We start from the raw sequence: 25,814 nt of genomic DNA on the forward strand, positions 1-25,814 counted from the left end.
CCATTTTCGGGCGGGACCGAACCTCTTCCCGAAGGTTTCGGCCGCCGAATAGGCGGCCGATGACCATTAGTCGTTGTCGATCTGACGCCCGAGCAGCGCGATTGCCCGCTCATAGACCGGCGCGGCGTTCCAGCCCTGGATCGCCGCGAAGTTCGGCTCGCCGGGCTGGTAGCCCGCACCCGCGCGCCAGCCATGCGCCTTCAGGAAGTTGGCGGTGGACGACAGGGCCGCGCCGACATTGTTCAGGTCGCCGGTGCCGTAGGTCAGCACATTCTTCGGCAGGAACTGCGTGTGGCCGACCTCGCCGTGGGCCGCGCCGCGGGTGCTCGGCGTCAGCAGACCCCGGTCGATCAGCGTCAGTGCGGCGTAGAGCTGGTCGGTGAAGTACTCAGACCGGCGGCAATCGTAGGCGAGCGTCGCCACGGCCGAGAGCGTGTTGACGTTGCCCCGCACCGCGCCGAAGCCGGTCTCCATGCCCCAGATCGCCAGGAGCGGGCCCGGCGGAACGCCGTAGCGCTGCTCGATCGAGTCGAACAGGGCCGCGTTCTGCCGCTTGAGCGCCCGGCCGCGCGAGACGATCGCCGGACCGCCACGCTTGGCGAGGAACTGCTCCAGCGACAGCTTGAAGCTGTGCTGCCCGCGATCGGCCGAGATGGTGGCCGTGGAGTAGGTGGTGTTCTGAAGCGCCGCCAGGCTCGCCGCGCTGGCCCGCCCGCGCGCCTCCTCGGAGAATTGCCGCTTCCAGGTCTCGAAGCCGGCCGCGTTGCTGCCGCACTGTGCCGCCTGGACCTGCCCGGCGCTGAAGGCGAGCCCGGCGATTGCCGCCATCGCCAGGGTCTGACGCCGCATCTTGTCTGTCACGCGAAACACTCCTTGGCGCGCAACCGCGCCCCGTCCTCATGGCGATACCGGGTCACATCTCGTCGATATCAGGGCGAGAAGATGTCGAAGGCGCGACCTCCGGCCGTCAGGTCTTCAAATCATCGCGCATTCGCGGCTTTACGGCGAGACGGCAGCAGCGAAGCCCTGTCCGCATCATGAACAAGACGTGTCGCGCTTCTGCTCGCGCCGGTCGTGCGCCCGCGCAACAAGCTTCATCCACGACGATGTTGCAGCGCTCTCATGCGAGGCGTCGGCTGCGGCGAACGCTTTGCCAACGAAGTGTATCCGGCAGAAATTTGCAGATTTACTGTCACAACCCTGTCAAACGACAATCATAGCTTTGCCGGCGGAAAGACTTCGCTGGAGAAACGGTGTGGGCTTCACAACCTGCAGGGCAATGCGGCGCCCTCCGTTGCTTCGTCTCTCCTGACCGGCTCCCGGGTTCTTCGCGAGAGCGGCCATGCTTCCGAAATCCGGCCTGCCTCCGCAGGGGCCATCGTCCCTCAAAAGGTGCTGATCGGCGCTACGCGCTGCAAGGACCAGCGCGCGGAGCGGCGCAGACACGCCGACCTGACAGACAGCGAGACAGGACAATCATGGCCCTCGGAATGCACGGCACCGGCTCATCGCGCGCGGCCTCGCTCGGTCCCGACCTCGACCGCGATGGGGTCGCGAAGGCGTATGGCCGCTGGGCGCCGGTCTATGATCTGGTCTTCGGACCGGTCTTCGCGCAGGGGCGGACCCTGGCGGCGGCCGCGGCAGAGCGGGTCGGCGGCCGGATCCTGGAGGTCGGCGTCGGGACGGGCCTCTCCCTGCCGGCCTATCGCCGGGCCCGCAGAATCGTCGGGATCGATATCTCGGCGCCCATGCTGGAAAAGGCGCGCCGGCGGGTCGCGCGGCTCGGCCTGCGCAATGTCGAGCGCCTCGCCGTCATGGACGCGGAGCACCTCGATTTCGAGGATGCGTCTTTCGACGTGGTCGTGGCGCAATATGTGGTCACGGCGGTGCCCAACCCCGAGGCGGCCCTCGACGAGTTCGCCCGCGTGCTGCGCCCCGGCGGCGAGATCGTCATCACCACCCGGATCGGTGCCGAGGCTGGCCTGCGCCGGGTCGTCGAGCACGCCCTGGCTCCGGTGACCAGCCGCCTCGGCTGGCGGACCGAGTTCGCCTGGAACCGCTACGCCGCCTGGGCCGCCAAGGCCCCGGTCGAGATCGTCGAGCGCCGGGCGCTGCCGCCGCTCGGCCACTTCTCGCTGGTCCGCCTGCGCAAGCGCGACGCCTGAGGCGGCACGAAACTTCTTACCAGCCCACAACCATCCAATCGGGGAAGCACATCATGGCGAGCTTTCTGGAGGCGCTGCGCGTCCAGCGCTGGGACGACCACCGGTACTACCACCACAACCGCGTCAACCAGAGCTTGCACGTTGTCAGCGCGATCAGCTTCCTGGTGGCGTATGCGCTGGCGTTCAAGGATCCCGCGACGGCCGCGTTGATCGGCTGGCTGGTGGCCATGACCTCTCGGCAGGCGGGTCATCTGTTCTTCGAGCCGAAGGGCTATGATCACGTCAACGCGGCCACGCACGAGCACAAGGAGGAGATCAAGGTCGGATACAACCTTCAGCGCAAGATCGTGCTGCTGGCGATCTGGGCCCTCTCGCCTCTGCCGCTCTACTTCGATCCGAGCCTGTTCGGTTTGATCGCGCCGCATCAGACCACGACCGATTTGATCCGCAATATCGGCTGGATCTGGCTGTGGCTCGCCCTGGCGGGCCTGCTGTTCCGCATGGTTCAGCTGTTCGTCCAGCGCGACATGCAGACCGGCTTGGTGTGGGTGACGAAGATTCTCACCGACCCGTTCCACGACATCAAGCTCTACCACAAGGCGCCTCTGGCGCTGCTGCACGGCGAGTGGGTCGAGGATCACGAGCCGCACGAGCGCGGCGCCTGAACGGGAATCCGTGCGCCGGGCCGTGTACCTGCCCGGCGCGCTCGGATCAGGCCTGGTTCGGCGCGCGCAATCCCAGCCAGCCGCCGAGCCTGCCCAGCCTGACCGCCGCGACCTCGCGCAGGATCGACCGGCGGATCGCCTTGTCGCTGGGCGCCGTCCCGTCCCACCAGCCATCCGCCTGCATGGCGCGCGCTGCCGCCACGAACCGGTCCGCGACGGCCGCGAAGGCGGCATCGTCATAGGCGAGGTTGAAGATCATCCGGCCGGTCCCGACCCACGACAGGGCCAGCCCCTCGGCGCGCAGGTAGAATTGCAGCATCCAATTGTAGCGGGACGGCTTGGTGTACAGGACCGTCCAGACCGTGGACATGTGGGCCACCCGCACCGGCAGCCCCGCTTCCGCCAGCATCCCGTTGAGGCGCGCCGCCCGCGCATCCCAGGTCGCGTCGAGGCCGCGGTACAGCCCGGCGACCTCGGGCGTGTCCAGGCGGTCGAGGAACGCGCTCATGGCACCCATCACGTAGGGGTGGGCATTGAACGTGCCGCGCGCGAAGCAGATGTCGACCGGCCGGTCGTCCCGGTAGCGCCGCATGAGCTCGGCGCGGCCGCACAGGACGCCGACCGGCAATCCGCCGCCCAGCGTCTTGCCGTAAGTGACCATATCGGCGCGCAGGCCGAAATAGTCCTGCGCGCCGCCGCGGGCCAAGCGGAATCCCAGGAAGACCTCGTCGAGGATCAACACAATGCCGCGGGCACTGCACACCGCCCACAGCTCGTGCAGCCACCGTGTGTAGGCGGCTCGGTCGAAGGCCGCCTTGCGGGCGCTGTCGACCAGCGCGGAATCGGCCGGCGCCCCGGCATTGGGATGCATGGCCTGAAGCGGGTTGACCAGTACGCAGGCGACGTCCCGTCGCGTCGACAGCACCCGCAAGGTCCGCTCGGACATGTCGGCCAAAGTCAGCGTGTCGCGCGTCGGGACCGGGTTGCCGATCCCCGGCTGCACCTCGCCCCACCAGCCGTGATACGCGCCGCACAGGCGCACGATGCGTCGCCGTCCGGTGTGATAGCGGGCGAGCCGCACCGCCTGCATCACCGCCTCGGTGCCGGACATGTGGAACGACACCTCGTCAAGGCCCGAGAGCGCCTTCAGCCGCGCCACGTTGCCGGTGACGACCGGATGGAGCGGGCCCAGCACGGGCCCGAGGGCCGAGACCCGCGCAGCCCCCTCCTCCAGGCAGGCTCGGTAAAAATCGACCCCGAACAGGTTCACGCCGTAGGAGCCGGCAAGGTCGTAGAACACGTTCCCGTCGAGATCCGTGACGGTCACGCCTTCGGCGGCGGCCGCGAAGGCGCCGCTGCCCAGGTGATCGCGGACGTGCCGGGCATACTGGAACGGCACCCGGTAGAGCCCGGTGAACTGGAGGTCCGACAAGCCGTCGCGCACAGCTGCGGTCTCGGCCCGGGTCCGGGGGAAGCGCGCGCGGAACAGGTCGGCGAGCCGCGCGAACCCCGCCTCGCGGCGCAGGGCCACAGCCTCGTCCGGATCGTCGGAGCGGAAGAAGGTGTGCTCGGAATACGCGTAGTGCGGGATCAGCCCCGCGACGCGCCGCGCCATCCGCCCGTGGCCGGTGAGCGAAGGGTGCTTCGCCCGGGACAGCTGCAGGCGCTGCGCCGCCCGCGGCAGGGCCAGGAGCGCGACGGCAGTGGTGGCGGACAGGGCGGCGAGGAGGGCGGACATCGCCCCGCGGCCTATCGGAGGCGGTTCACGGCATGATGACGGTTCCCGGATCGCGGCTGCGCTCGGCTCTTGCGCGCGTGGGCGCGCAGGAGGATCTGAACTTCCTTCTGACCAACCGCCTTCCGCGCCGCCTCGCCACCCGCTTCATGGGCTGGTTCAGCCGCATCGAGCAGCCCTGGGTGCGCGATCTCTCGATCGCGACGTGGCGCCTGTTCTGCGACGTCGATCTCAGCGACGTGCGGGACACGCGGTTCCCGAGCCTTCACGCGGCCTTCGTGCGCGCCCTGCGGCCCGGAGCCCGGCCGGTCGAGGCCGATCCCGCGATCCTGACGAGCCCGAGCGACGCGATCCTGGGTGCGCACGGGCGGATCGAGGCGGGACGCCTGTACCAGATCAAGGGCCTGTCCTACCGGCTCGTGGACCTGCTCGGCGGCGATGAGCCGCTGTCGCGCCTTCACGAGGGCGGCACCTACGCGACCCTGCGCCTGACCGCCGGGATGTACCATCGCTTTCACGCACCTCATGACCTGAGCGTCGATTCGGTCCGGCACATCTGGGGCGACACCTGGAACGTGAACCCGATCGCGCTGAAGCGCGTCGAGGCGCTGTTCTGCCGCAACGAGCGGGCGGTTCTGCGTCTGCGCGTGGGCGAGCGCGGCCATCCCGTCACGCTGGTCCCGGTGGCCGCGATCCTGGTCGCGGGTCTGCGTCTCGGCTTTCTCCCGGAGGCGGTCGATCTGCGGTCTACGAGAGGCCGGACGCTCCCCTGCACGACCCGGCTCCGCAAGGGCGCGGAGATGGGCTGGTTCGAGCACGGATCGACCATCGTGGTGCTGGCGCCGCCGGGTTTCACGCTCTGGCCGGCCCTGCATGAGGGCGCGCGCCTGCGCATGGGCGAGCCTCTGATGCGCCTGTCGGACGGTCCGGCCTGAGGAGCCGTCACGCTGCGTGAACCGCCGCCAGAAACTCCGTGACCGCGGTGCTGAGTTCGTCCGACTGCCGTGACAGGTCCGAGGCGGCTTCCAGCACCTGGGCTGCGGCGGTGCCGGTCTCCGCCGCGGCCTGGGTCACGGCGCCGATATTCAGCGTAACCGCCTGGGTGCCGTCCGCGGCCTGATTAACGTTGCGCACGATCTCCTGCGTGACCGCCCCCTGCTCGTCCATCGCGGCCGCTACGCCGACGGCAATCGTCCTGAGATCCAGGACCACGGCCGTGATGGCCTGGATGGCATCGACCGCACGGTGGGTCTCGCCTTGGATGGCCGCGACCTGTGCGGCGATCGTCTCCGCAGCCTTGGCGGTCTGGGCCGCCAACTCCTTGACTTCGCCCGCCACCACCGCGAAGCCCTGCCCAGCCTCCCCGGCACTGGCGGCCTCGATGGTCGCGTTGAGGGCGAGCAGGCTGGTCTGCGCGGCGATGCCGGAAATCAGGCTGATCACGGTCCCGATCCGTTCGGCGCCGTCGGCCAGCCCCATCACCAGCGTGTTCGTCTCGGCGGCATCGGCGGCGGCCCGTTCCGCCATGTCGGTGGACCGAGCGATCTGGCCATTGATCGCGCCGATCGAGACCGCCAGTTCTTCACTGGCTGCCGCCACGGTCTGTACGTTCGCGGACGTCTGCTCGGCGGCCGACGAGACATTGACCGACTGGGCGGCGGTCTTATCGGCATTGCGGCTCAAGACCCGGGCCGCAGCCTCCATCTCGCTGGCGGCATTAGCGAGCGTGTGCGTCATGCGTTCGACCTGCATGCGGAACGCTTGCGTGGCGCGATCGAGCGTTTCCGCGCGACGGGTCTTTACCGCCTGCTCAGTTGCGGCCGCCTCGTCCGCCGCGCGCTTGGCGACGAGGGCATCCTTGAAGACCTGGACGGCCCTGACCATGGCGCCGATCTCGTCGCGGCGCTCCGCACCGCCGACGCGGACTGCGAGATCGCCCGAGGCGAGGCGGGTCATCGTCGCTGTCGTCTCGCCGATGGGCCGCGTCACCTGGACGAGGATCACGACGACGCCGTACGCGACGGCGATCGCGGCAGTAGCGAGCATGATGAGGAGCAGGATCCGAAGGCGCTGCGCCATTGCGTCCGCGCGATCGAACTCGGCGCGGGCCTCGCGGACTTGCAGGTCGGTCAGCTTGCTGATGCCGGTCGACGTCGGCCCCATGGCGTTGAGCAGCTCGGCCTTTGCGGCCGCGATTGCGTCCGGCTCCTGCGCTCTGGCCGCTCGGCTGAGGCCGGTGAGGATGGCCGCGTTCCGTTCGAGCTGAGGCTCGAGGTCCGCCATCAGTTGCTGCTCTTCCGGTGTCAGGTAGGTGGCCAGGTATTCGGTCCAGACCCGCTTCGCGCGCGCGAGCTCTCGATCCACAACCCCAGCAGCCGCCACCTTATCGGCCACGGGCATATCGACCGTGCGCGCCACGACAAGGATGGCGTCGTACGCATCCCGCAGCATGCTGAACTGGCTGAGCGGCACGACCCGGTCTTTGAAGATGGTCTCCAGGCTCTCGGAGTTGCTGCGCAACGCATAAGATCCGAGCGCGACCGAAGAAAAGAGGAGAGCGCCCAGCATCGCGAGGAGCGCAATGAGCCGAGCCTTGATCGAGATCTTCATTGAGGGTGATCGCGTTGCCGAACTGAGCCCGAAATGCTCTGTCGGTCTAGCATCGTGCCGGAGCGCTTCAAGTGTACAACGCGGCAAGTCGCAATGGAGCAGCATTAAAAACAGATGTTCAGTTTGATGCCCGCGAAGATGGCTCTAGATTGTCTGAAGATCCGAGCGATCGCTCCAGTCCCGAGTTTGAAATCTCTTAAGATCGTTTGCTGAGACTGAGCCGGAGCCAAAAGCCAGGAGTCAAATGTGCGCGACTGTCACTGTCTGTCGGCAGTCCTGTCCGAGATGCCCGATGCGGAGTCCAGCGCCGTCAATCGACTCGCGCGTCACCTCTGGATGACACGGACGGTAGAACAACTCTTCGAAAACACAGTCCGGCGGGCAATCGCCGGCTGAAAACGCTACGCGCCGCCGCTTTGTCGCGAAGCGGCGGCGCAGATCGTCGGGAATGACGGGCTATGCCCTACACGTCGAGATTGGCCACGCTCAGCGCGTTCTCTTGGATGAACTCGCGCCGCGGCTCCACGACGTCGCCCATCAGCTTCACGAACAGGTCGTCGGCATCGGTCACGTCCTTCACCTTGACCTGCAGCAACGAGCGGACGTCGCGGTCCAGCGTGGTCTCCCAGAGCTGCTGAGCGGTCATCTCGCCGAGGCCCTTGTAGCGCTGGAGCTGCAGGCCCTTGCGGCCGAACGCCATCACGGCCTCGAACAGGGCCACGGGCCCGTGCAGCACGGTCTCGTCGGACTTGCGCATCAGGGTGGTGGGCTCGCCGTAGATCTCCCGGAACGCGTCGGCCCGCTCGGACAGGCGGCGGGCCTCCTGCGAGGTGATCAGGCCGGCGTCGAGCGTCGCCACCTGCCGGACGCCGCGGAGCGTCCGGCTGAGGCGATAGCCGCCCTCGAACGATTCGCCCTGCCAGCCGCGCTCGATCTCGTCGGCGATGGCGTCGAGCCTGCGCGCGGTCATGTCGGCCAGCACCTCGGCCTCGCCGGCGCGCGACGCCGCCTCGGCGTCGAAGGCACCGGCCAGGACCGCCTGCTCGACCACGGCGCGGTCGTAGCGCGTGTGCAGGCCCTGGAGGATGTTCCGGAACGTCCGGGCCTCCTCGACGAGGCTCTTGAGCTGAGCCCCGGCGAACTCCGCGCCGGTGGAGAGGCGCAGAATCGCGCCGTCAGTACCCTGGTCGATCAGGTAATCCTCGAGGGCGCGCTCGTCCTTCAGGTAGATCGCCCTCCGGCCGCGCTCGGCTTTGTAGAGCGGCGGCTGCGCGATGTAGAGGTGACCGCGATCGATCAGCTCCGGCATCTGCCGGAAGAAGAAGGTCAGCAGCAGCGTCCGGATGTGCGAGCCGTCCACGTCGGCATCGGTCATGATGATGATGCGGTGATAGCGCAGCTTCTCCGGATTGAAGCCCTCGCGGTCGGTGGACGAGCGGCCGATGCCGGCGCCGAGCGCGGTGATCAGCGTGCCGATCTCGGCCGAGGACAGCATCCGGTCGGCGCGTACCCGCTCGACATTCAGGATCTTGCCGCGCAGCGGCAGCACCGCCTGGAAGGCCCGGTCGCGGCCCTGCTTGGCCGACCCGCCCGCGGAATCCCCCTCCACCAGCAGGATCTCGCACTTGGACGGGTCGCGCTCCTGGCAATCGGCAAGCTTGCCGGGCAGCGATGCGATGTCCAGCGCTCCCTTGCGGGTCACGGTCTCGCGCGCCTTGCGGGCAGCTTCGCGGGCCGAGGCCGCCAGCACCACCTTACCCATCACCGAGCGCGCCTGGCTTGGATTCTCCTCCAGCCAGGTCGACAGCCCCTCGTTGAGGACGTTCTCCACAGCCGGGCGGACCTCGGATGAGACGAGCTTGTCCTTGGTCTGCGACGAGAATTTCGGATCCGGCACCTGGACGGAGATGACCGCGGTGAGCCCCTCGCGGCAATCCTCGCCGGTGAGCGAGACCTTTTCGCGCTTGGAGACGCCTGAGGAATCGGCGTAGCCGGTGATCTGGCGGGTCAGGGCGGAGCGGAAGCCCGCCATATGGGTGCCGCCGTCCCGCTGGGGAATGTTGTTGGTGAAGGGCAGGACCGTCTCGTTGAACGAGTCGTTCCACCAGAACGCCACTTCGACCCGGATGCCGTCGCGCTCGGCGCGCACCACCACCGGGCTCGTCATGCCGTCGATCGGCTTGCGGGAGCGGTCGAGGTAACGCACGAACGCCTCGATGCCGCCCTCGTAGTAGAGTTCCTCGCGCTTCTTCTCGGGATGGCGCGCGTCGGTCAGCACGATGCGCACGCCGGAATTGAGGAAGGCGAGTTCGCGCAGCCGCTTCTCCAGCGTGCCGTAATCGAACTCGATCATCGTGAAGGTGTTGGTCGAGGGCAGGAAGGTCACCTCCGTGCCGCGCCGACCGTTGCCGGGCCCGACCACCGCGAGGGGTGCGACGGCGTCGCCGTGGCGGAACTCCATCGCGTGCTCCGTGTCGTTGCGCCAGATGCGCAGCTTCAGCCACGACGACAGGGCGTTGACCACCGAGACGCCGACGCCGTGCAGGCCGCCGGAGACCTTGTAGGAATTCTGGTCGAACTTACCGCCCGCGTGCAGCTGGGTCATGATGACCTCGGCCGCAGAGACGCCCTCCTCCTTGTGGATGTCCACCGGGATGCCGCGGCCGTTGTCGGACACCGTGACCGAGCCGTCGGCGTTGAGGGTGACGGTGACGAGATCGGCGTGCCCCGCCAGGGCCTCGTCGATGGCGTTGTCCACCACCTCGTAGACCATGTGGTGAAGGCCTGAGCCGTCGTCGGTGTCGCCGATATACATGCCGGGCCGCTTGCGGACGGCGTCGAGGCCCTTCAGCACGCGGATGGATTCCGCGCCGTAATCGGCGGGCTCGGTCTGTGGGGTGTCGGCCATGGATGTCCTCGGGCAGGCGGGCTTTGTCACGACGGAGGAACTCGCGCCGTCGGGCGCCCATGCCTGCGCTCTCTTTGGTCCGCCTGATATAGGGGTTCCGCGTTGAGATTGCACGATTTTACCGGCTTAAGGCGGGACCGGATCCTCGCTTTTCTGACGCTCCCGGCTTAACGCCGCGTTAGCCCTGGATACCGCCTGCGCTGGCGTCATCCAAGCGGGCGACCGCATCCGCCGTCAGGGTCAGGCTCGCGGCCCCGAGAAGCTCGTCGAGTTGCGCCACCGTGGTGGCGCTCGCGATCGGCGCGGTGATGCCCGGCCGAGCGATGATCCAGGCCAGCGCGACCTGGGCCGGGCTCGCGCCCTGGGCCGCCGCCACCGAGTCGAGCACGTCGAGCAGCGCCAGGCCCCGCGGGTTGAGGTACTTGGCGACGCGGTTCTCGCGGGCACGGCCGGCGGCGTCCTGCGCGGAGCGGTACTTGCCCGTCAGGAAGCCCGCCGCCAGCGAGAAATAGCCGATCACGCCGATCTGCTCCTTGCGGCAGAGCGGCTCCAGCTCGGCCTCGTAGCCGCGCTCGGCAAGGCTGTAGTCGGGCTGCAGGCACTCGTAGCGGTGCAGGCCGGACGACGCCGCGATGTCGAGCGCCTCGGTGAGCCGCGCCGCGCTGTAGTTCGAGGCGCCGATGACCCGGATCTTCCCGGCCGCGATCAGGCGCTCGTGGGCCCGCAAGGTCTCCTCCAGCGGGACCTCGGCGTCGTCGAGATGGGATTGGTAGAGGTCGATCCGGTCGGTCCGCAGGCGCCGCAGGGAGGCCTCGCAGGCCCGCTCGATGTGCCGGGCCGACAGGCCCTTGCCGGCCTCGCCCAGGTCCATGCCGACCTTTGTGGCCAGCACGATCCGGTCCCGTGCGCCGGGCCGGGCCGAGAGCCAGCGGCCGATCACCGCCTCCGATTCGCCGCCGACATGGCCGGGCACCCAGCGCGAGTAGACGTCGGCGGTGTCGATGAAGTCGAAGCCGCGCTCGACGAAACGGTCGAGGATCGCGAAGGAGGTCGTCTCGTCGGCGGTCCAGCCGAAGACGTTGCCGCCCAGGCAGAAGGGCGCGACCGTCAGGTCGGAGCGGCCGATGTGGCGCTTGTCCATGGTCCTCAATCCTGCAGGAACGGGTTCGTGGCCCGCTCCTCGCCGAGCGTGCTGGTCGGTCCGTGGCCCGGGATGAAGGCGATGTCGTCGCCCAGCGGCAGGACCTTCTCCTTGATCGCCCGGATCAGTTGCTCGTGATTGCCACCGGGCAGGTCCGTGCGGCCGACCGAGCCCTTGAACACCACGTCGCCGACCAGGGCGAAGCGCGCGTCCCGGCTCACGAATACGACGCTCCCGGGGGAGTGGCCCGGACAATGGAGGATGTCGAATCCGAGACCGCCCACCGTGACCGCGTCGCCTTCGTCGAGCCAGCGGTCCGGCGTCACCGCCCGGGCTTCGCCCAGGCCGTAATTCGCCGCCGTCTCGGGTAGGGAGTCGAGCAGGAACTTGTCGGCTTGGTGCGGCCCTTCGATCGGCACGCCGAGGCGCTCGCGCAACTCGTCGGCGCCGGCCGCGTGATCGACATGGCCGTGGGTCAGCAGGATCTTCTCGACTTGGACGCCCTGCTCCCGGATCGCCGCCTCGATCCGATTCAGATCGCCGCCGGGATCGACCACGGCGCCGACCTTGGTGGCGTCGTCCCAGATCAGGGTGCAGTTCTGCTGGAAGGGCGTGACCGGGATGATCCCGGCGCGGGGCGTTCCTGGCATCGCGAAATCTGTCCTGATGGCGCCCGGCGGGCGCGGTCCCGTCTGTGATAGCGCGATCGCGGCGCCGGGCCCACCCGCAAGCAGGCGCTCAGGCGGGCCGCCGCTTGAGTAGCGCGTCGAGACCTCCGACCCGGAACCAGTGATACCCGTAACCCTCAAGGAACAGGCAGTGGCGGCCGTCCTCGCCAACCTCGCTTCGGGCGCCGGTGAGCAGATCGACGAGGATATCGTGCTCGGGATCGTCCTTGCCGGATACGATGGCGACCTCGACCGGCTCCGGTGCGAGGTTGTGGACGCACAGGATGGCGTTGCCGCGCCATTCGTAGCGGAGCGCCAGCACTGACGGGCGTCCCGTCTCCATCGCGACGACGTCGCCCCAGCCGATCTCAGGCGCTTCCTTGCGCTGCCGGATCATGCTCTGCATCCAGTTGAGCAGCGAGCCTTCCTCGTGGCGCTGATCGGCGACGTTCACGTGGGCATAGCCGTAGGGCCCGTGGTCGATCAGCGGCAGCACGGTGCGGGCGGCTGTGGAGAAGCCAGCCTGGTGCTCGCTGGTCCACTGCATCGGCGTGCGGGCGCAGTCCCGCTCCTTGAGCGACAGCTCGTCGCCCATGCCGATCTCGTCGCCGTAGCGCAGGACCGGCGTCCCCGGCAGCGTGAACATCAGCGAGTAGGCGAGCCGGATGCGGCGGGGATCGCCGGCCAGCATCGGCGCGAAGCGGCGGCGGATGCCGCGATCGTAGAGCTGCATCCCCTTCTCGGGACCGAACGCGTCGAACACGGCCTGCCGCTGCTTGCCGATCAGGCGCCCCAGATCGAGCTCGTCGTGGTTCCGCAGGAAGATGCCCCACTGGCACGAGAGCGGGCGCGGCTTCGTCTGCTCGATCGCCTTGACGAGCGGCCGGGCGTCATGCGCCGCCAGGGCGTAGAAGGTTGCTTGGTTCACTTGGAAGTTGAACATCATGTGCATGCGATCGGCGTCGTCACCGAAATAGTCGAGGTCCTGCTTCGGCAGGATGTTGGCTTCCGCCAGGATGATCGCGTCGCCCTGGCGCCACTGGAGGAACTCGCGCAGGTCGCGCAACATCTCGAACTGCTCGCGCGGCTTGCCGCCGACATCGGCACCCTTCTCGGCGATCACGAACGGCACCGCATCCATGCGGAAGCCGGAGACGCCGAGCTGGATCCAGAACCCCATGATCTTCAGGATCTCGGCCAGGACCTCGGGATTGGCGGTGTTCAGATCCGGCTGGAAGTTGAAGAAGCGGTGGAAGTACCAGGCCTTGGCCTTGGCATCGTAGGTCCAGGTCGTCTTCTGGATGCCGGGGAAGACCATGCCTTCGTCGGCGCTGGCGGGGCGCTCCTTCGACCAGACGTACCAGTCGCGGAACGGCGAGTCCGGGTCGGACCGGGCCGACTGGAACCAGGGATGCTGGTCCGACGTGTGGTTGACCACGAGATCGATGAGGACGCGCAGGCCGCGCTGCTTGGCGGCGTGGGTGAAGGCGACGAAATCGCCGAGCGAGCCGTAATCCGGATCGACCCCGTAATAGTCGGCGATGTCGTAGCCGCCGTCCTTCTTGGGCGAGGGCTGGAACGGCATCAGCCACACCGCGGTGGCGCCCAGGCTCTGGATGTAGTCGAGGCGGCGCTCGAGCCCGGCAAAGTCGCCGATCCCGTCACCGTTGGCGTCCATGAAGGTGCCGACGGACAGGCAGTAGATGACGGCGTTCTTGTACCACAGGTCGGTGATCATGCGGGCCCCCCGGCGACTGCGCGCATGACGAACGTGGGACGCCGCGAAAGCGTTGCCGTTCGCCGCGTCCTTAAAACAGCCGCGTTGTGCACGCCCTGTTCAGGCGCGTGCCCGGAAGGTCCGCGCCCGCTCCGTTGCGCCCCCGAATCCGGCCCGCATGAACGCCATCCTGATCAAGCTGTTCGCGACCGCCCTCACGCTGAGCCAGGTCACGACCCGTCCGGACGCGGTCCGGACCCAGTTCGATCCCGCCACCGACGGGCCCGAGGTGGTACGCCTGCTGCGCGACGGCTGCGCCCACATGCGCAAGGCCTTCGACATCGAGGACATCAATCTCGACGAGCTGATCACCACCGCGATGGAGGATCCGTCGAGCGTCGCCGGGCCGTCGGCGCCCAAGATCCTTCACGGGCTCGATCTGAACGAGCTCAACACGAGCTACAAGCAGTTCTGCAAGGGTGAGAACCCGCCGAACTCGCCGTTCGACGCGAAAGCGGTCATCGAGTTTTACGACAACGCGACCAAGGACCTACCGAGCGCCGAGGCCCTGCGCGACAAGGCGCTGCCCGGCATGACCCGGATCCTCGACGGGGCCGGCAAACCCTTCGCCGAGGCTTCGGAGCCGAATGGCCGGCGAATCGTGGTGCCGATCACCACGGTCCCGACACAGGTGCAGAAGGCCTTCATCGCCGCCGAGGACAAGCGGTTCGAGAGCCACCACGGCATCGACGAGCGCGGCGTGATCCGCGCCTTCATCGGCAATCTCGCCTCGCCGGGCCGGCCCGCGGGCGGATCGACCATCACCCAGCAGGTGGTGAAGAACCTGTCGGTGGGCGACGACGTCACCTACGAGCGCAAGATCCGCGAGATGATCGTCGCGTCGCGGCTGGAGCGCATTCTCACCAAGCCGCAGATCCTCGGGCTCTACCTCAACGGCATCTATCTCGGGCGCGGCGCCTACGGCATCGAGATGGCGGCGGAGAGCTATTTCGGGAAGCCGGTCGGACAGCTGACCCTGCCGGAGGCCGCGCTGCTCGCCGGCATGCCCAAGGGTCCGAACTTCTACAGCCCCGACAAGTACCCGGACCGGGCGCGGGAGCGGCGCGCCTACGTGCTGGCCCGGCTCAAGGAGGAAGGCACGATCACGGAAGCCGAGATGAACGCCGCCATCAAGGCCGATCTCGGCCTGAAGCCGATCGAGACGGCGCGGCGCGATTCCGGCTTCTACCTCGTCGACTTCCTCAACCGGGAGGCCCGCACCTTCGCGGGGGTGGATTCTTTGACCTCCGGCTCGATGACGGTACGCTCGACGATCAATGCCGGGTTGCAGCGGGCGGTCGAGGAGGCGCTGCAGGACGGGCTGGCAAATTACGAGCGCGGGACGGGGCGGCAGACCTATACGGGCCCTGAGCTCAACCTCGCCGACAGCGTCCGGCGCATCCAGGCCGCGACGCCGGCGCCGGAGGGATCGCCCCAGGCTGCGCCGGGTGTCACCGGCGCGCGGTCGGACGCGGTCAAGCCGGACGCCAAGACCCTGAAGGCCGAGAAGGCCGCCGCCGCGGCGACGCCGGCGCTGAAGCCGGCATGGCTGCGTGCGCTCGAAAGCGCACGCCCGGTACTCTACGACGTCCGCTGGCCGATGGCGGTGGTGCTGGAAACCGGACGCGGCGCGGTCCGGGTCGGGCTCGCCGACGGCCGCATCGCCAGCCTGGATCCGGGCATCGCCCGCGGACGGCTGCAGCCCTACGACGTGGTTCGGGTGAAGCTCTCCGGCGGCAAGGGCGGCCTGCGGGCCCAGATCCGCGTGCGGCCCACCGTCCAGGGCGCCGCGCTGGTGCTGGAGAATCAGACCGGCCGGATCCTCGCGATGGCCGGCGGATTCTCCTACCCGCTGAGCCAGCTCAACCGCGTCACCCAGACCGTGCGCCAGCCCCCGGCTCGACGCTGAAGCCACTCACCTATCTCGCTGCCCTCAATGCCGGTCTGCAGCCCAACACCCTGGTGCTGGACTCACCCGTCACCCTGCCGCCGATCGGCGGGGCCGGCGATTCGTGGTCGCCGAAGAACTACGAGGGCGGCGGATCCGGACCGACGACCCTGCGGCGCGGCCTCGAATTCTCGAAGAACCTCGTCACGGCGCGCCTGCTTCAGGGCGGCATCGCCCCGAAGGCGCCGGCGAGCCTGAAGCGGGTCTGCGACATCGCCCTGGAGGCGCAGATCTACGCCGAGTGCGAGCCGTATTATCCCTTCGTCCTCGGGGCCCAGCCGGTGCGGATGCTCGACCTCGCGGGCTTCTACGCGGCCGTCGCCAACGAGGGCGCACGGCCGGCGCCTTACGCGCTCGAATCCGTGGAGCGCGACGGCAAGGCGCTCTACACCCACGCGGCCCGCGAGCCCGTCCGCATCGGCTCGGCCGATCGCGTCGCCTTCTACCAGCTCAAGACCATGCTTCAGGGCGTGACCCAGCACGGCACGGCCGCGGCGCTGGCGAAATTCTCGCCGTACGTGGCCGGCAAGACCGGCACCTCGGAGAACGAGAACGACGCCTGGTTCGCCGGCCTGACCAACGAGATCACCGTCGTGGTCTGGGTCGGCTACGACAATGCCGACGGCAGCCGCAAGACGCTCGGCCGCGGCCAGACCGGCGGCCACGTCTCCGTCCCGATCGCCTCGACGATCCTCCAGGCAGCGTGGGCGAACGGGGTCGCGAAGACGCCGTTGCGGGGGCCCTCCTCAGAGGCCCGGCCGTTCATCGCCGACATGGCCGTCGATCCGCGCAGCGGCGTGCGGGTCGCGGGCGGCGGCTTCCTCGAGCATTTCCGCACCAGCGGAGACGGCAAGATGGCCGACACGCAGTACCGCCTCGTGCCGCGCGAGACGCTCTACGCCATGCGCCCCGATGCCGAGGATGGCGACCTCAATGGCGGCGAGGACGGCGCCAGCGTCACGGGCGACTATTATGGCAACATGACTGGCGAGCGTGCGCGCCCCGATCTGCTCGACCCGTTCGGCGAGCGTCCGGCAGCGCCACGCAGCCGCCGTGCGCAGGGTGATCTGGACCCCTATGGCCAGGATCCCTACAGGGACAGCTACAAGCCCTGGCCGGGCCAGACCACGCGCACGCCCTTCGGCGATGACGAGGTCCGTCGGCCGCGGCGCCGCGATCCGGACTACCTGTTCGGCGAAGATCCCGGCTACTGACCGCCCGCTCCCAGTGATGAGAACCCCGTTGCGAACGCAGTTTCCTGCCGCCCTCGCCCTCGCCCTCATGGCGGCCGCTCCGGTCTGCGCCCAGACGCTCGCGGCCAGCACGGCGGCGCCGGGATCCGAGCGGATCAAGGAGGTGCCCTCGGTCTCCGCCGTCGATCCGGCGACGATCAAGCCGGGCCAGATCCTGTTCACGGATCATCGCGACAACCCGACCGCGCCGGAGAACGGCCTGATCCCGTATCTCGACTGGCAGAAGGCCCGGCCGGCCGAAGCTGCGGCGCTCGCGCCCTACCCCGGCTACAAGGAGCCCGACTACACCGTCACGGTGAACGGCGTGACCAAGCCGCGGCACGAGACCCTGAAGATCTACGTGGCGGAGGGACGCTTCATCGTTCCGCGTCCCCCGGAGGCGATCGACATCGCGTCCTTTGCCAACCTCGCCTTCGTCCAGAAGATGGATCCGGCGATCAAGCACCGCGCCGTGTCGGTATCCGACGTCACGCCCAACAAGGATCCGGCCGCGTCTTTCGCCAAGCGGCCCGACCGTCCCTGGTGCGAGGGCGCGGGCGCCTGCATCGAGTCCCGCTACGATCTCGAAGGCAAGCTGCCGCTCGGCGTGAAGCTCGCCAACAAGCTCGAGGAAGGCTCGGCCAAGAAGATCGCCGAGTACGTCTCGTTCCAGAGTGAGCTCAGGGTGCTGGGGCCCGATCAGGGCGCGCCGCTGAAGGCGCTCACCAAGGTGGACACCTCGGTGACCGGTGGGCTCGAGCAGACCATCTTCTGGGTCAACCAGATCCTGCGCTTCGGCAAGTTCCTGGCCGTGTTCCAGCCGATGCCGAACGATCCGACCAAGACGGTGGTCACGACCTACATGGCGCTGGCGATCAAGGGCGACGTCCTCGACCGCAAGGCCGAGTACGCGCGCGTGCCCGTGCTCAAGAACCTGCTCCCCGCGCAGGTGCTGATGGGCAATTCGAGCTTCAACACCGGCAACTCGATCAGCGCCGGCCTGCCGGTCTACGCGCGGAACCGGATCACGACCTTCGCCGACGCCCTCGCCAAGCGGTGAGGCGCCCGCCGAGCCTCGCTCACATGCCGCGGTTGCCGATCGTCGGCAGGGTCGGCTGCGTGTAGGCGCGGTTCACGTCGCGGCGGGTCTGGGTGCCGTTGGTGTTGCCGGAGGCCCGGTAATTGTCGAGGTTGAAGCTCTCGGCGAGGCCGCTGCGGGAATCCGGGCCGTCGGTGGCGCAGGCGCCGAGGCCGCCGATCGTCAGCACGGTGAGGGCGAGAAGGGTGAGGCGCATTCTGGATCCTGACAGGTGCCGGGTCCGACGATGGATTGGTATCGCCCGGCCGGTGCCGAAATTGGGGACGCCTCCGCATGGTCAGAGCCCGGAAGGATCCGTCAAGGGCGGCCGCCAACCGTAAATTCGTTCTGCCGCCTCCGATGCGCAGCGGCCACGGAAAATCCACCTTGCCTCCGCTTAACCGCGGATAGGGGGCGGCAATCGTGTTGAGCACGGCCCTCCCCCTCTGGCGAATCCGGGTCCTTTCGGGCGACAACCCTCGGCAATGAGCAACGTCTTGCCCTTCCGACCGCGCCCGCCCGTCACCCGGCTCGCCCGCTGCGAAGTCGTGACCGTCGCCGGTGATCTGCTGACCCTTCTCGAGCAGCTCGAGGATGTCAGCGCCCGTGCCGCCGCGATGGGCCGTCCCGCCCTCGAGGTGGAGCGCACGGTCCAGCATCTCCTCGACGCCGTCAGCGCCGTCGAGCGCGCCCTCGACTGCATCGGCGAAGGCGAGCAATCCGCTCCGGCCTGAAGGCAGATCGGGCGCGCAACGCTGCCGATCTGGCACAATCGATCGCCGAGCCGATCTGTCGAATACCCGACTGTCGGCACAACATCTCTTCGAGCCTCAGCACAGCGGCAATATTCCGGAACCCGATCGCGCAGCTTGCGGTTGAGGGTCGGATGCTCGCGTCGGGCGTCGTATCCGGAGGACGCTATGAGGCTTCGCACGAGCAGCATGCTGGCTGTCATCGCCGCTGCGGGGCTTCTCGCCGGGACCGCGATCCGCGCCCAGGCGGCCGAGGTGGGCTTCCTGGAGATGCTGTTCGGCGCACGGCCGGCGCCACAACAGGCGCAGCCGGCACCGTCTCCGGCTCCGGCCTATGCACCCTCCTACAGCCGTCGTTACACGCCACGTCTCGGAGCCGCCCGGCGGCACTTCCAGACCCGTTACGCGGCGTTGCCGGTGCGAATCCGCGTCAAGGAAGCCGACGTCAGCCCGCGTCAGGTGTCGATCGACATGAAGGGCGGAGCCACGGCGGCTTTGCTGAAGGATGAGACGCTTCGGCCCGGCGATATCGTGGTCCTGAATTCGGGCGCCCGGGTGTTCACGGGCGAACCCGACAAGCGCCACGCGATCCGCGATTTCGAGCCCATCCAGACCTCGCGCTACGTCAGCAAGGGCACCCGGAAGGTTCTGGCCGGCCTGTTCACGCCGGTCGGCGCGACTCCGGCTCAAGCGGCGCGCCGCATGATCGCCCAATCGAGCAAGGCCGCGTCACCGGTCGCGACGCCGATTCCCGCCGAGAGAACGGCCATGCGGGTGATCAACCCGTGGCAGAGCGCTCAGTGAACGCCTGGATCGTCGCTCAGAAGAACCGTTCCTTGATCACGATCGTGTCGCCCGGGCGGACCGGGTAGGTCATCGGCACGATGCCGGACGCGAGGTTCCCGCTCGTATCGCGGGTCAGCACGGCGTAATCCCTGGCCGCCCGCGGCCCGAAACCCGCCGCAATCGCGACCGCGGTCTCCACCGTCATGCCGTTCACGAACGGATATTGGCCGGAGGTGGTGACTTCACCGAGGATGTAGAACGGCCGGTAGCTATCGACCTCCACGGTCACGTGCGGCTCGCGCACGAAGCCGGAGGCCAGCTTGGCCTCGATGGCTTTGGCGGCCTGGCCGGTCGTCTGTCCGCCGACCTGAACGGTGCCGATCAGCGGCATCGCGATCCGCCCCGCACCGTCGACCGCGTAGATGTTCGACAGATTGTCCTGCCCGAACACGATGACGCGCAACTTGTCGCCCGCGGCCAGCGTGTAGCGCGCGGCGATTGACCCGGTGCCGGTGGCATCGAGTTCATCGGTACGGAAGGTCGGGCGCAGGCAGCCGCCGAGCGCCAGAGTCGTGCCGAGTGAGAGGAGCAGAGCGCGCCGGTTCATCACCATCGCCGTCATGGATGCGGTTGCGGCGTGGTGTAGGCCGTTAAGGTTAATGAAACTTGATCAAGTGGGCGGCCGCGATCGCACTCGGACGCAGAATCGGTGCCTTAACTCTTGAGCAACCTTAACATCCACTAATAGCGGCGGATGGCTTCGATGGCCGCCCGGCCTGCCTCCGTGTCCAGAGCGTCCGCATGTCCCGTATCCGTCAACGCTCGATCCACGTCGTTCCGGGGACCCAGCCCGGCGCGGAGGAAGGCCTCAGCCTCGCTCAGGTGCCGCGCATCCTGCGCCGCTCGATCGGATGGATCGTCGGACCGACCCTCGTGGTGGCGCTGGGGGCCAGCGTCTTCGTCAACGTGGTGAGCCCGCGCTACACCGGCGAAGCGAAGCTGCTCCTCGAAAGCCGCGATCCGGCCTTCGCTCGCACCACGCAGGAACGCGGCGAGCAGCTGGCGCCCATCGACGAGCAGGCGGTGGCGAGCCAGGTCCAAGTCGTTATGTCGCGCGACCTCGCCCGGGAGGCGATCCGCCGGCTGAAGCTGGTCGGCAATCCGGAATTCGATCCGGGCGCGGACAGCATCGGGCCGGTGAAGCGTGTCCTGATGATGCTCGGCGTCGGCGCCAACCCCCTCGATCGTCCGGCCGAAGATCGGGTGCTCGACGCCTATTTCGACCACCTCTTGGTCTACCCGGCCGGCAAGTCCCGCATCCTGACCATCGAGTTCCGGTCGAAGGATGCGAAGCTCGCGGCAGATGGCGCCAACACCATCGCCCAGCTCTACATCGGCTCGCTCGAGGCCGATAAGGTCGATACCGCCCGGTATGCCTCGACGTGGCTCGGCGGCAATATCGACGGGTTGCGCAAGCGCGTGGCCGAGGCCGAGGCGAAGGTCGAGGCGTTCCGGGCCAAGAACGGCCTCGTAGGCAGCACCGGTGCGACCGGTCGGCCCCTGACGGCCCAGCAACTTGGCGAGCTGTCCAGCCAGCTCTCCGCGGCCCGGATCCTCAAGGCCGATCTCGCCGGCAAGGTGAAGGCCATCAAGGACCTGATCAAGGACGGGCGCGCCTTCGAGATCCCCGATGTCGCCAACAACGAGGTGATCCGGCGCATCGTCGAGAACCGCATCACGGTGCGCGCCCAGCTCGCTCTGGAGTCGCGCACGCTGCTGCCGGCCCATCCGCGCATCAAGGAGCTGAACGCGCAGCTCGAAGACCTCGACGCGCAGATCAAGGCGTCCGCCGAGCGCGTCGTGCGCACGATGGACAACGATGCGAAGATCGCGGGTGCCCGGGTCGAGAGCCTCCAGGCGGCCGTCGACGGTCAGCAGGAGGTTGTCGTGCGCGGCAACTCCAACGAGATCCAGCTCCGCGCCCTCGAGCGCGAGGCCAAGGCACAGCGTGACCAGCTCGAATCCTATCTGTCGCGCTACCGCGAGGCGGCGGCGCGCGACGGCGAGAGCGCCACGCCGGCCGATGCCCGCATCGTGTCACGGGCGGTGACCCCGGAGCTGCCGTCCTTCCCGAAGAAGCTGCCGATCATCGGCTTCGCCACGCTGCTGACCCTGATGCTCGCGGCTGGCGGCGTCCTCGCCCGCGCCCTGCTGACTGAATCCGCTCGGAACGCGGCCGAGCGCGACGCCGCTTTCGAAGCGGCGGACGATCATGCGCGGCGGGAGCCGGTCCTGGAGCGCCCCGACTTCGCCTTCCCGGAGGCGATGCCGCTGGCGCGCTGGTCGGGGAAGGCGGACGGCAGCCAGGCTTCCGCCGTGCATCCGAAAGCGCCCGCTCCGCTCGCGGAAGGGTTCGACCTGGCCCCGCTGATCGGGCGGATCACGTCCGGTCCGCGGCGCGAGGAAACGCGCTCCGGGCGCTTGGTGCTGATCATGGAGACCGAGGAGACGCGCGGCGCGCACGGGCTCTCCGATGCTCTGACCCGGGCCTTCGGCGAGGTCGGCAGCCTCGTCGCGGTCGATCTGAATATGCCGGTCGGCGCGGATCCGAAGCTCGGCTTCACCGATCTCGTCGCCGGTGAGGCCGCCTTCCTCGACGTGATCCAGGCGCGCCGCGACAGAGGTCTCCATCGCATCGAGGCCGGTCAACGCGCCATGACGGTGCTCTTCGACGAACCGGACGCCCTGGCGCTGACTTTCGAGGCCATGGCCGAGGCCTATGACTGGGTCGTCTGCCAGCTCCACGCCGCTCCGGGCGCCGTCGATCTGCTGGAGCTCGTGGCCGGCTACATGGACAGTGTGGTCATCGCCTCGAACGCCTCAGCGGAGGATCCGGCTCTGGGGGATCTCTACGCCATCGCCGAGGAGGCCGGCGCCGGGCAGATCCTGGTGGCCCAGGATCGTCCCGCAGTGCCGGAGGTGGCCAACGGGGATCCGCGGTCCGAACTGCGCCTCAACGCCGCCTAGGTGCGGCGGAGCGCGCGCGGGCCGCCTGAGCCGCCGTCGTCAGGCATGAGGCACGCGGGGCGGACAATGTCGAAGGCGAAGCCCTTCCCCAGACATCCACGATCGCGGTTTTCAGGACCGTCGCAGTGACCGCAGACGCTGGACAACCGCATACAGCCGCGGATCGCGCTTGATCCGGCGCTTCGTGCGCGTGAGGCTCCGCCGCGCGGCGGCGTAGGTTCTCCCGACGACGGTGACCGGTATCATCACCTCCATGAGGCTGATCGTCTCGTCGCAGATGCTGGCCTTGTATCGGGCCTCGCCGACGCCGAGATCGAAGCCCTGCCGACCGCGCGCCGTCTGATCGCGCACCAGATGCTGCAGAAGCAGGTCGCCCGGGCTGCATCGGGCAATCTCGGGATCGGCGTCGAACGCGGTCATCATGCCGCTGAATCGCCGCTCGTTCACGGCACCCCCGAAGGTCGCGAGCACCCGGCCGCTCTCGGCCAAGCACAGCGCGTGCATTTCGAGCGCCGGATCCACGCCGGAAGCCGCTGCCTCGAGAAAGGCCTGGATCGACGGGTCGGCGTAGGGATCGGCGATGCCCATTCCAGCGAACCGTGCCGATTTCTGGGCGTAGAACGCCGCCAGAAAGCGAGCCGCCTCCTCGGTCGTCTCGGCACGTCGATACACGATCGCGCCCTTGGTCTCGACGAGGCGTTTCTCCTTCGAGCGCAACTTCTTGCGGGCGTCGGCGCTGAACACGCGGCGGACGGTCCCCTCGGGATCCGGCCCGAGCATCAGCCCGTAGGCGTCGCTGGCCTCCGGCTCTCCCCACAGCGCCAGCGGGTTGGAGACCGCCTCCCACATGCGCGGCTGATGCCGCAGCGCGTAGACATCGATGCCGGCTTGCCGACCGGCTCGGACCAAGGCTCCGACAATCGCGTCGTGCGGGATCGCGGCCGCATCGCGGGTCGCGAACAGCGGCATGTGGTAGTTCGCGTGCGTGTCGCCGATGGTTTGCGCTACGCAGACACCGAGCCTGCGCTGCAATGTCAGCGGCAGCAAGATCCGCGCCCGACCGGCCGCGTCACGCAGGACCGCGACGCGCGCCGTGTCGAGGTGCCCGGTCCCGCGGAGATACGCGCTCGTCCAGTCGAACCGTTGGTAAGGGGTCTGGAGGCTCGCCGGATCGGTTTCGAGGCGGCGCCAGAGCGCCTCGGCCGCTGCCAGATCGGGGACGATCTCGGCGACCAGCGCGCCGCCCGTTCGCGCATCGATCATGCCCGTTCCCGTCGCCTGGACGCCGACCGCCATGGTGCCGATCCCCTGTCGGACCGCGCGCGATCCATTATCGAACACGGACCCTGTCCGGGATGCGCTGAACAGGCCGTGACCTCGTGCCGCCGAAGCCCGCTTCAACAGCTGCAAGCCCCGAATAATCGGCCCTTTGGCTAATAAGTCCTTCCGTCACGGACCGCGGCGCGGCGGTGATTTCAGGTTTCTTTACTGCAACGGGCCAAGGCTTCGCGGATCCGGGCCGCTCCGCCCGATCGGTTCAGGACCATGCTGTCGTCGCGTACCAAGCATCGGGTCTTCGCGACCGGGTTCCGCACCATCCAGGCCCTCGGGGCGGATCGGTGGCTGTCCCCGGCGGCTCGCGGTCTCGGTGTGATCCTGACGTTCCATCATGTCAGCCCCGACCCCGTGCCGGCTTTCGCGCCCAATCGGCTGCTCGGCATCACACCCGATTTCCTCGACCTGACCCTGCGCGAGCTCGACGCGCGCGGCTTCGACGTGATCGGCCTCGACGCCGTGCCGGAGCGTCTCGCCGAGCCTGATTACGGGCCACCCTTCGCTGTGCTGACGTTCGACGACGGTTATCGCGACAATGTCGAGCACGCCCGCCCGGTGCTCGCGCGCCACGGCGCCCCGTGGACCCTGTTCGTGACCAGCGCCTTCGCGGACCAGAGCGGCCGCCTGTGGTGGATCGAGCTCGAGCGCGCCATCGCGCGCCTCGATCACGTGCGCATCGGCATCGGATCGCGCGCGCTGGACCTTCCGGCCCGAAGCCCGGAGGAGAAGGCGCTCGCCTTCGACGCGGTCTACCGCGATCTGCGCCGAGGCAGCGAGGCCGATCTCCTCGAACGGATCGCCGACCTCTGCAGCCGAGCCGGATTTCAGGCGGGTGGCGTGGCGTCCGAGCTGTGCCTGTCCTGGGCGGAATTGCGCGATCTGGCGCAGGATCCGGCGGTCACGATCGGGGCGCACACGGTCACCCACCCGATGCTGGCCAAGCACGAGGCCGAGACGGCCGCGCGGGAAATCGCCGACGGCCGCGCCCGCATCGAGATGGAACTCGAACGGTCCGTGCGGCACCTGTCCTTCCCGGTCGGGGATCCGGGCTCGGCCGGACCGCGGGAATTCGCAATCGCCCAAGACATGGGCTTCGCGACCGCGGTGACCACCCGTCCGGGCCACCTCTTTGCCGCGCATGCCGATCACCTGCACGCCCTGCCGCGGGTCTCGGTGAACGGGCGTCACCAGACGCGGGCGGCGCTGGCGGGTCTGTTGTCGGGTGTGCCGTTCCTGGCCTGGAATCGCGGCCGGCGCCTGAACGTCGCCTGAGGAGAGTCGCTCCCGTTACCGCCGGCGTCGATGCCGGTAGCCCGTGGAGAACGAGGCGTATTGCCGGCCGCGATGCGACCGGTAGCGCCGCCGGCCGGATGTCATCGGCTCGGCTGCCTCGTCGATCTGCGGGATCGGCTCCGCCATCGCGGCAGCGGGTGTGGCTGCGGGTGTCACGGCCGGTGCCGCGGCGAAATCCGCCGAGGCGTAGCCGCCCGCCACGTTCTTGGCCGCCGGGCCGAACATCGCGAGGCACTGGTTGTAGGCGAGGTCGTTCTTCAGCCTCTCGCACTCACCGATCGACCGGGGCGTCCCCTGCGCCAGGGCCGGCAGGGGGGCGAGCAGCACGACGAGGGCAGCCAGAGGCTTGAGGCGCATGGACGAGCGGTACACGGAGGGGGAGGTCTCGGAGGCGGATCGGAAGACCTGTGGCGCCCGAGTGCGGCAAAATCGAGTTGTCCGGCTCAGCGATCCGGCCGCTCCATCCATCGGATCAGCGGCATCAGCGGGAAAATCCAGGCGATCCCCAGGATCGAGTACAGCACGGCCTGAACAACCGCCGGCGTCTCGGCAATCCGGCTGTCGGCCAGCGTCATCGCCAGGGGCCCATAGAGGCAGACGAACGCCAGGATCGCGAGGGTGCCGATCAGGGTACGGGTGCGGCGGCGCATGGCAGGTTCCGGAAGCTCGCGACCGGCGCGGCGGCGCTGTGGCT

The 25,814-nt window shown here is 68.6% G+C and carries 20 protein-coding genes and 1 pseudogene; 9 read left to right on the forward strand and 12 right to left on the reverse strand.

What is annotated here, in order from left to right; genetic code table 11:
* Positions 1–66 precede the first annotated feature (66 nt).
* A complete protein-coding gene (locus ABIE45_RS25890; protein WP_373622903.1) occupies positions 67–849 on the reverse strand; it encodes a lytic transglycosylase domain-containing protein in 783 nt (260 codons plus the stop codon).
* 629 nt (positions 850–1,478) lie between these two features.
* Here ABIE45_RS25890 and ABIE45_RS25895 point away from each other — a divergent pair.
* Positions 1,479–2,165, forward strand: coding sequence for a methyltransferase domain-containing protein (locus tag ABIE45_RS25895; RefSeq protein ID WP_192707778.1), 687 nt, complete (start codon positions 1,479–1,481; stop codon positions 2,163–2,165).
* 53 nt (positions 2,166–2,218) lie between these two features.
* A complete protein-coding gene (locus tag ABIE45_RS25900) occupies positions 2,219–2,830 on the forward strand; it encodes a hypothetical protein (RefSeq protein ID WP_192707777.1) in 612 nt (203 codons plus the stop codon).
* A 46-nt stretch (positions 2,831–2,876) separates the two neighbouring features.
* On the opposite strand, the gene ABIE45_RS25905 is transcribed toward ABIE45_RS25900, so the two are convergent.
* Positions 2,877–4,568: an aminotransferase class III-fold pyridoxal phosphate-dependent enzyme gene (locus ABIE45_RS25905; RefSeq protein WP_192707776.1), complete on the reverse strand. Its 1,692-nt coding sequence runs from the start codon at positions 4,566–4,568 to the stop codon at positions 2,877–2,879.
* Between the two features lie 32 nt (positions 4,569–4,600).
* On the opposite strand from ABIE45_RS25905, the gene asd reads away from it, so the two are divergent.
* Positions 4,601–5,500, forward strand: coding sequence for an archaetidylserine decarboxylase (gene asd, locus ABIE45_RS25910; RefSeq protein WP_192707775.1), 900 nt, complete (start codon positions 4,601–4,603; stop codon positions 5,498–5,500).
* Positions 5,501–5,507: 7 nt separating this feature from the next.
* Here asd and ABIE45_RS25915 read toward each other — a convergent pair whose 3' ends face one another.
* The 5 genes from ABIE45_RS25915 to ABIE45_RS25935 all read right to left on the reverse strand — a co-directional run bounded on the left by ABIE45_RS25915 (position 5,508) and on the right by ABIE45_RS25935 (position 13,630).
* Positions 5,508–7,175 carry a methyl-accepting chemotaxis protein gene (locus ABIE45_RS25915; protein ID WP_192707774.1) on the reverse strand — a complete coding sequence of 556 codons (1,668 nt, stop codon included), beginning with the start codon at positions 7,173–7,175 and terminating at the stop codon, positions 5,508–5,510.
* Between the two features lie 463 nt (positions 7,176–7,638).
* Positions 7,639–10,083, reverse strand: coding sequence for a DNA topoisomerase (ATP-hydrolyzing) subunit B (gene gyrB, locus ABIE45_RS25920; protein ID WP_192707773.1), 2,445 nt, complete (start codon positions 10,081–10,083; stop codon positions 7,639–7,641).
* A gap of 178 nt (positions 10,084–10,261) precedes the next feature.
* Positions 10,262–11,224, reverse strand: coding sequence for an aldo/keto reductase (locus ABIE45_RS25925; protein WP_192707772.1), 963 nt, complete (start codon positions 11,222–11,224; stop codon positions 10,262–10,264).
* A 5-nt stretch (positions 11,225–11,229) separates the two neighbouring features.
* Entirely contained in the window at positions 11,230–11,874 is a 645-nt protein-coding gene (locus ABIE45_RS25930; protein ID WP_192707771.1) for an MBL fold metallo-hydrolase, read from the reverse strand.
* 88 nt (positions 11,875–11,962) lie between these two features.
* On the reverse strand, positions 11,963–13,630 hold the full coding sequence (locus tag ABIE45_RS25935; RefSeq protein ID WP_192707770.1) for an alpha-amylase family protein: 1,668 nt from the start codon (positions 13,628–13,630) through the stop codon (positions 11,963–11,965).
* A 157-nt stretch (positions 13,631–13,787) separates the two neighbouring features.
* On the opposite strand from ABIE45_RS25935, the pseudogene ABIE45_RS25940 reads away from it, so the two are divergent.
* Together ABIE45_RS25940 and ABIE45_RS25945 are read left to right on the forward strand one after the other, a co-directional pair.
* Positions 13,788–16,831: pseudogene (locus tag ABIE45_RS25940) on the forward strand (penicillin-binding protein 1A).
* A 28-nt stretch (positions 16,832–16,859) separates the two neighbouring features.
* Positions 16,860–17,909: a hypothetical protein gene (locus tag ABIE45_RS25945; protein WP_192707768.1), complete on the forward strand. Its 1,050-nt coding sequence runs from the start codon at positions 16,860–16,862 to the stop codon at positions 17,907–17,909.
* Positions 17,910–17,928: 19 nt separating this feature from the next.
* Here ABIE45_RS25945 and ABIE45_RS25950 read toward each other — a convergent pair whose 3' ends face one another.
* Positions 17,929–18,144 (reverse strand): hypothetical protein, encoded by a 216-nt coding sequence (locus ABIE45_RS25950; protein ID WP_192707767.1) that lies wholly within the window; start codon positions 18,142–18,144, stop codon positions 17,929–17,931.
* A 268-nt stretch (positions 18,145–18,412) separates the two neighbouring features.
* On the opposite strand from ABIE45_RS25950, the gene ABIE45_RS25955 reads away from it, so the two are divergent.
* Positions 18,413–18,661: a hypothetical protein gene (locus ABIE45_RS25955; protein ID WP_192707766.1), complete on the forward strand. Its 249-nt coding sequence runs from the start codon at positions 18,413–18,415 to the stop codon at positions 18,659–18,661.
* A 186-nt stretch (positions 18,662–18,847) separates the two neighbouring features.
* Positions 18,848–19,483: a hypothetical protein gene (locus tag ABIE45_RS25960; RefSeq protein ID WP_192707765.1), complete on the forward strand. Its 636-nt coding sequence runs from the start codon at positions 18,848–18,850 to the stop codon at positions 19,481–19,483.
* 16 nt (positions 19,484–19,499) lie between these two features.
* Here ABIE45_RS25960 and ABIE45_RS25965 read toward each other — a convergent pair whose 3' ends face one another.
* Positions 19,500–20,078 carry a polysaccharide biosynthesis/export family protein gene (locus ABIE45_RS25965; protein ID WP_192707826.1) on the reverse strand — a complete coding sequence of 193 codons (579 nt, stop codon included), beginning with the start codon at positions 20,076–20,078 and terminating at the stop codon, positions 19,500–19,502.
* A 188-nt stretch (positions 20,079–20,266) separates the two neighbouring features.
* On the opposite strand from ABIE45_RS25965, the gene ABIE45_RS25970 reads away from it, so the two are divergent.
* The gene (locus tag ABIE45_RS25970) at positions 20,267–22,492 is read left to right on the forward strand and encodes a GumC family protein (protein WP_192707764.1); all 2,226 of its coding nucleotides are present in this window, start codon (positions 20,267–20,269) and stop codon (positions 22,490–22,492) included.
* Between the two features lie 111 nt (positions 22,493–22,603).
* Here the strand turns inward: ABIE45_RS25970 and ABIE45_RS25975 are convergent, their stop codons facing one another.
* Complete coding sequence (locus ABIE45_RS25975; RefSeq protein ID WP_192707825.1) at positions 22,604–23,788, reverse strand: GNAT family N-acetyltransferase; 1,185 nt, start codon at positions 23,786–23,788, stop codon at positions 22,604–22,606.
* Positions 23,789–24,037: 249 nt separating this feature from the next.
* On the opposite strand from ABIE45_RS25975, the gene ABIE45_RS25980 reads away from it, so the two are divergent.
* On the forward strand, positions 24,038–25,099 hold the full coding sequence (locus tag ABIE45_RS25980; protein ID WP_192707763.1) for a polysaccharide deacetylase family protein: 1,062 nt from the start codon (positions 24,038–24,040) through the stop codon (positions 25,097–25,099).
* Between the two features lie 15 nt (positions 25,100–25,114).
* Here ABIE45_RS25980 and ABIE45_RS25985 read toward each other — a convergent pair whose 3' ends face one another.
* Together ABIE45_RS25985 and ABIE45_RS25990 are read right to left on the reverse strand one after the other, a co-directional pair.
* Positions 25,115–25,477, reverse strand: a complete 363-nt coding sequence (locus ABIE45_RS25985; RefSeq protein WP_210331705.1) for a hypothetical protein — start codon at positions 25,475–25,477, stop codon at positions 25,115–25,117.
* An 86-nt stretch (positions 25,478–25,563) separates the two neighbouring features.
* Positions 25,564–25,770, reverse strand: coding sequence for a DUF2842 domain-containing protein (locus ABIE45_RS25990; RefSeq protein ID WP_192707761.1), 207 nt, complete (start codon positions 25,768–25,770; stop codon positions 25,564–25,566).
* Between the last annotated feature and the right edge of the window lie 44 nt (positions 25,771–25,814).

Source organism: Methylobacterium sp. OAE515 (genome assembly GCF_041806315.1).
Lineage (GTDB): Bacteria > Pseudomonadota > Alphaproteobacteria > Rhizobiales > Beijerinckiaceae > Methylobacterium > Methylobacterium tardum.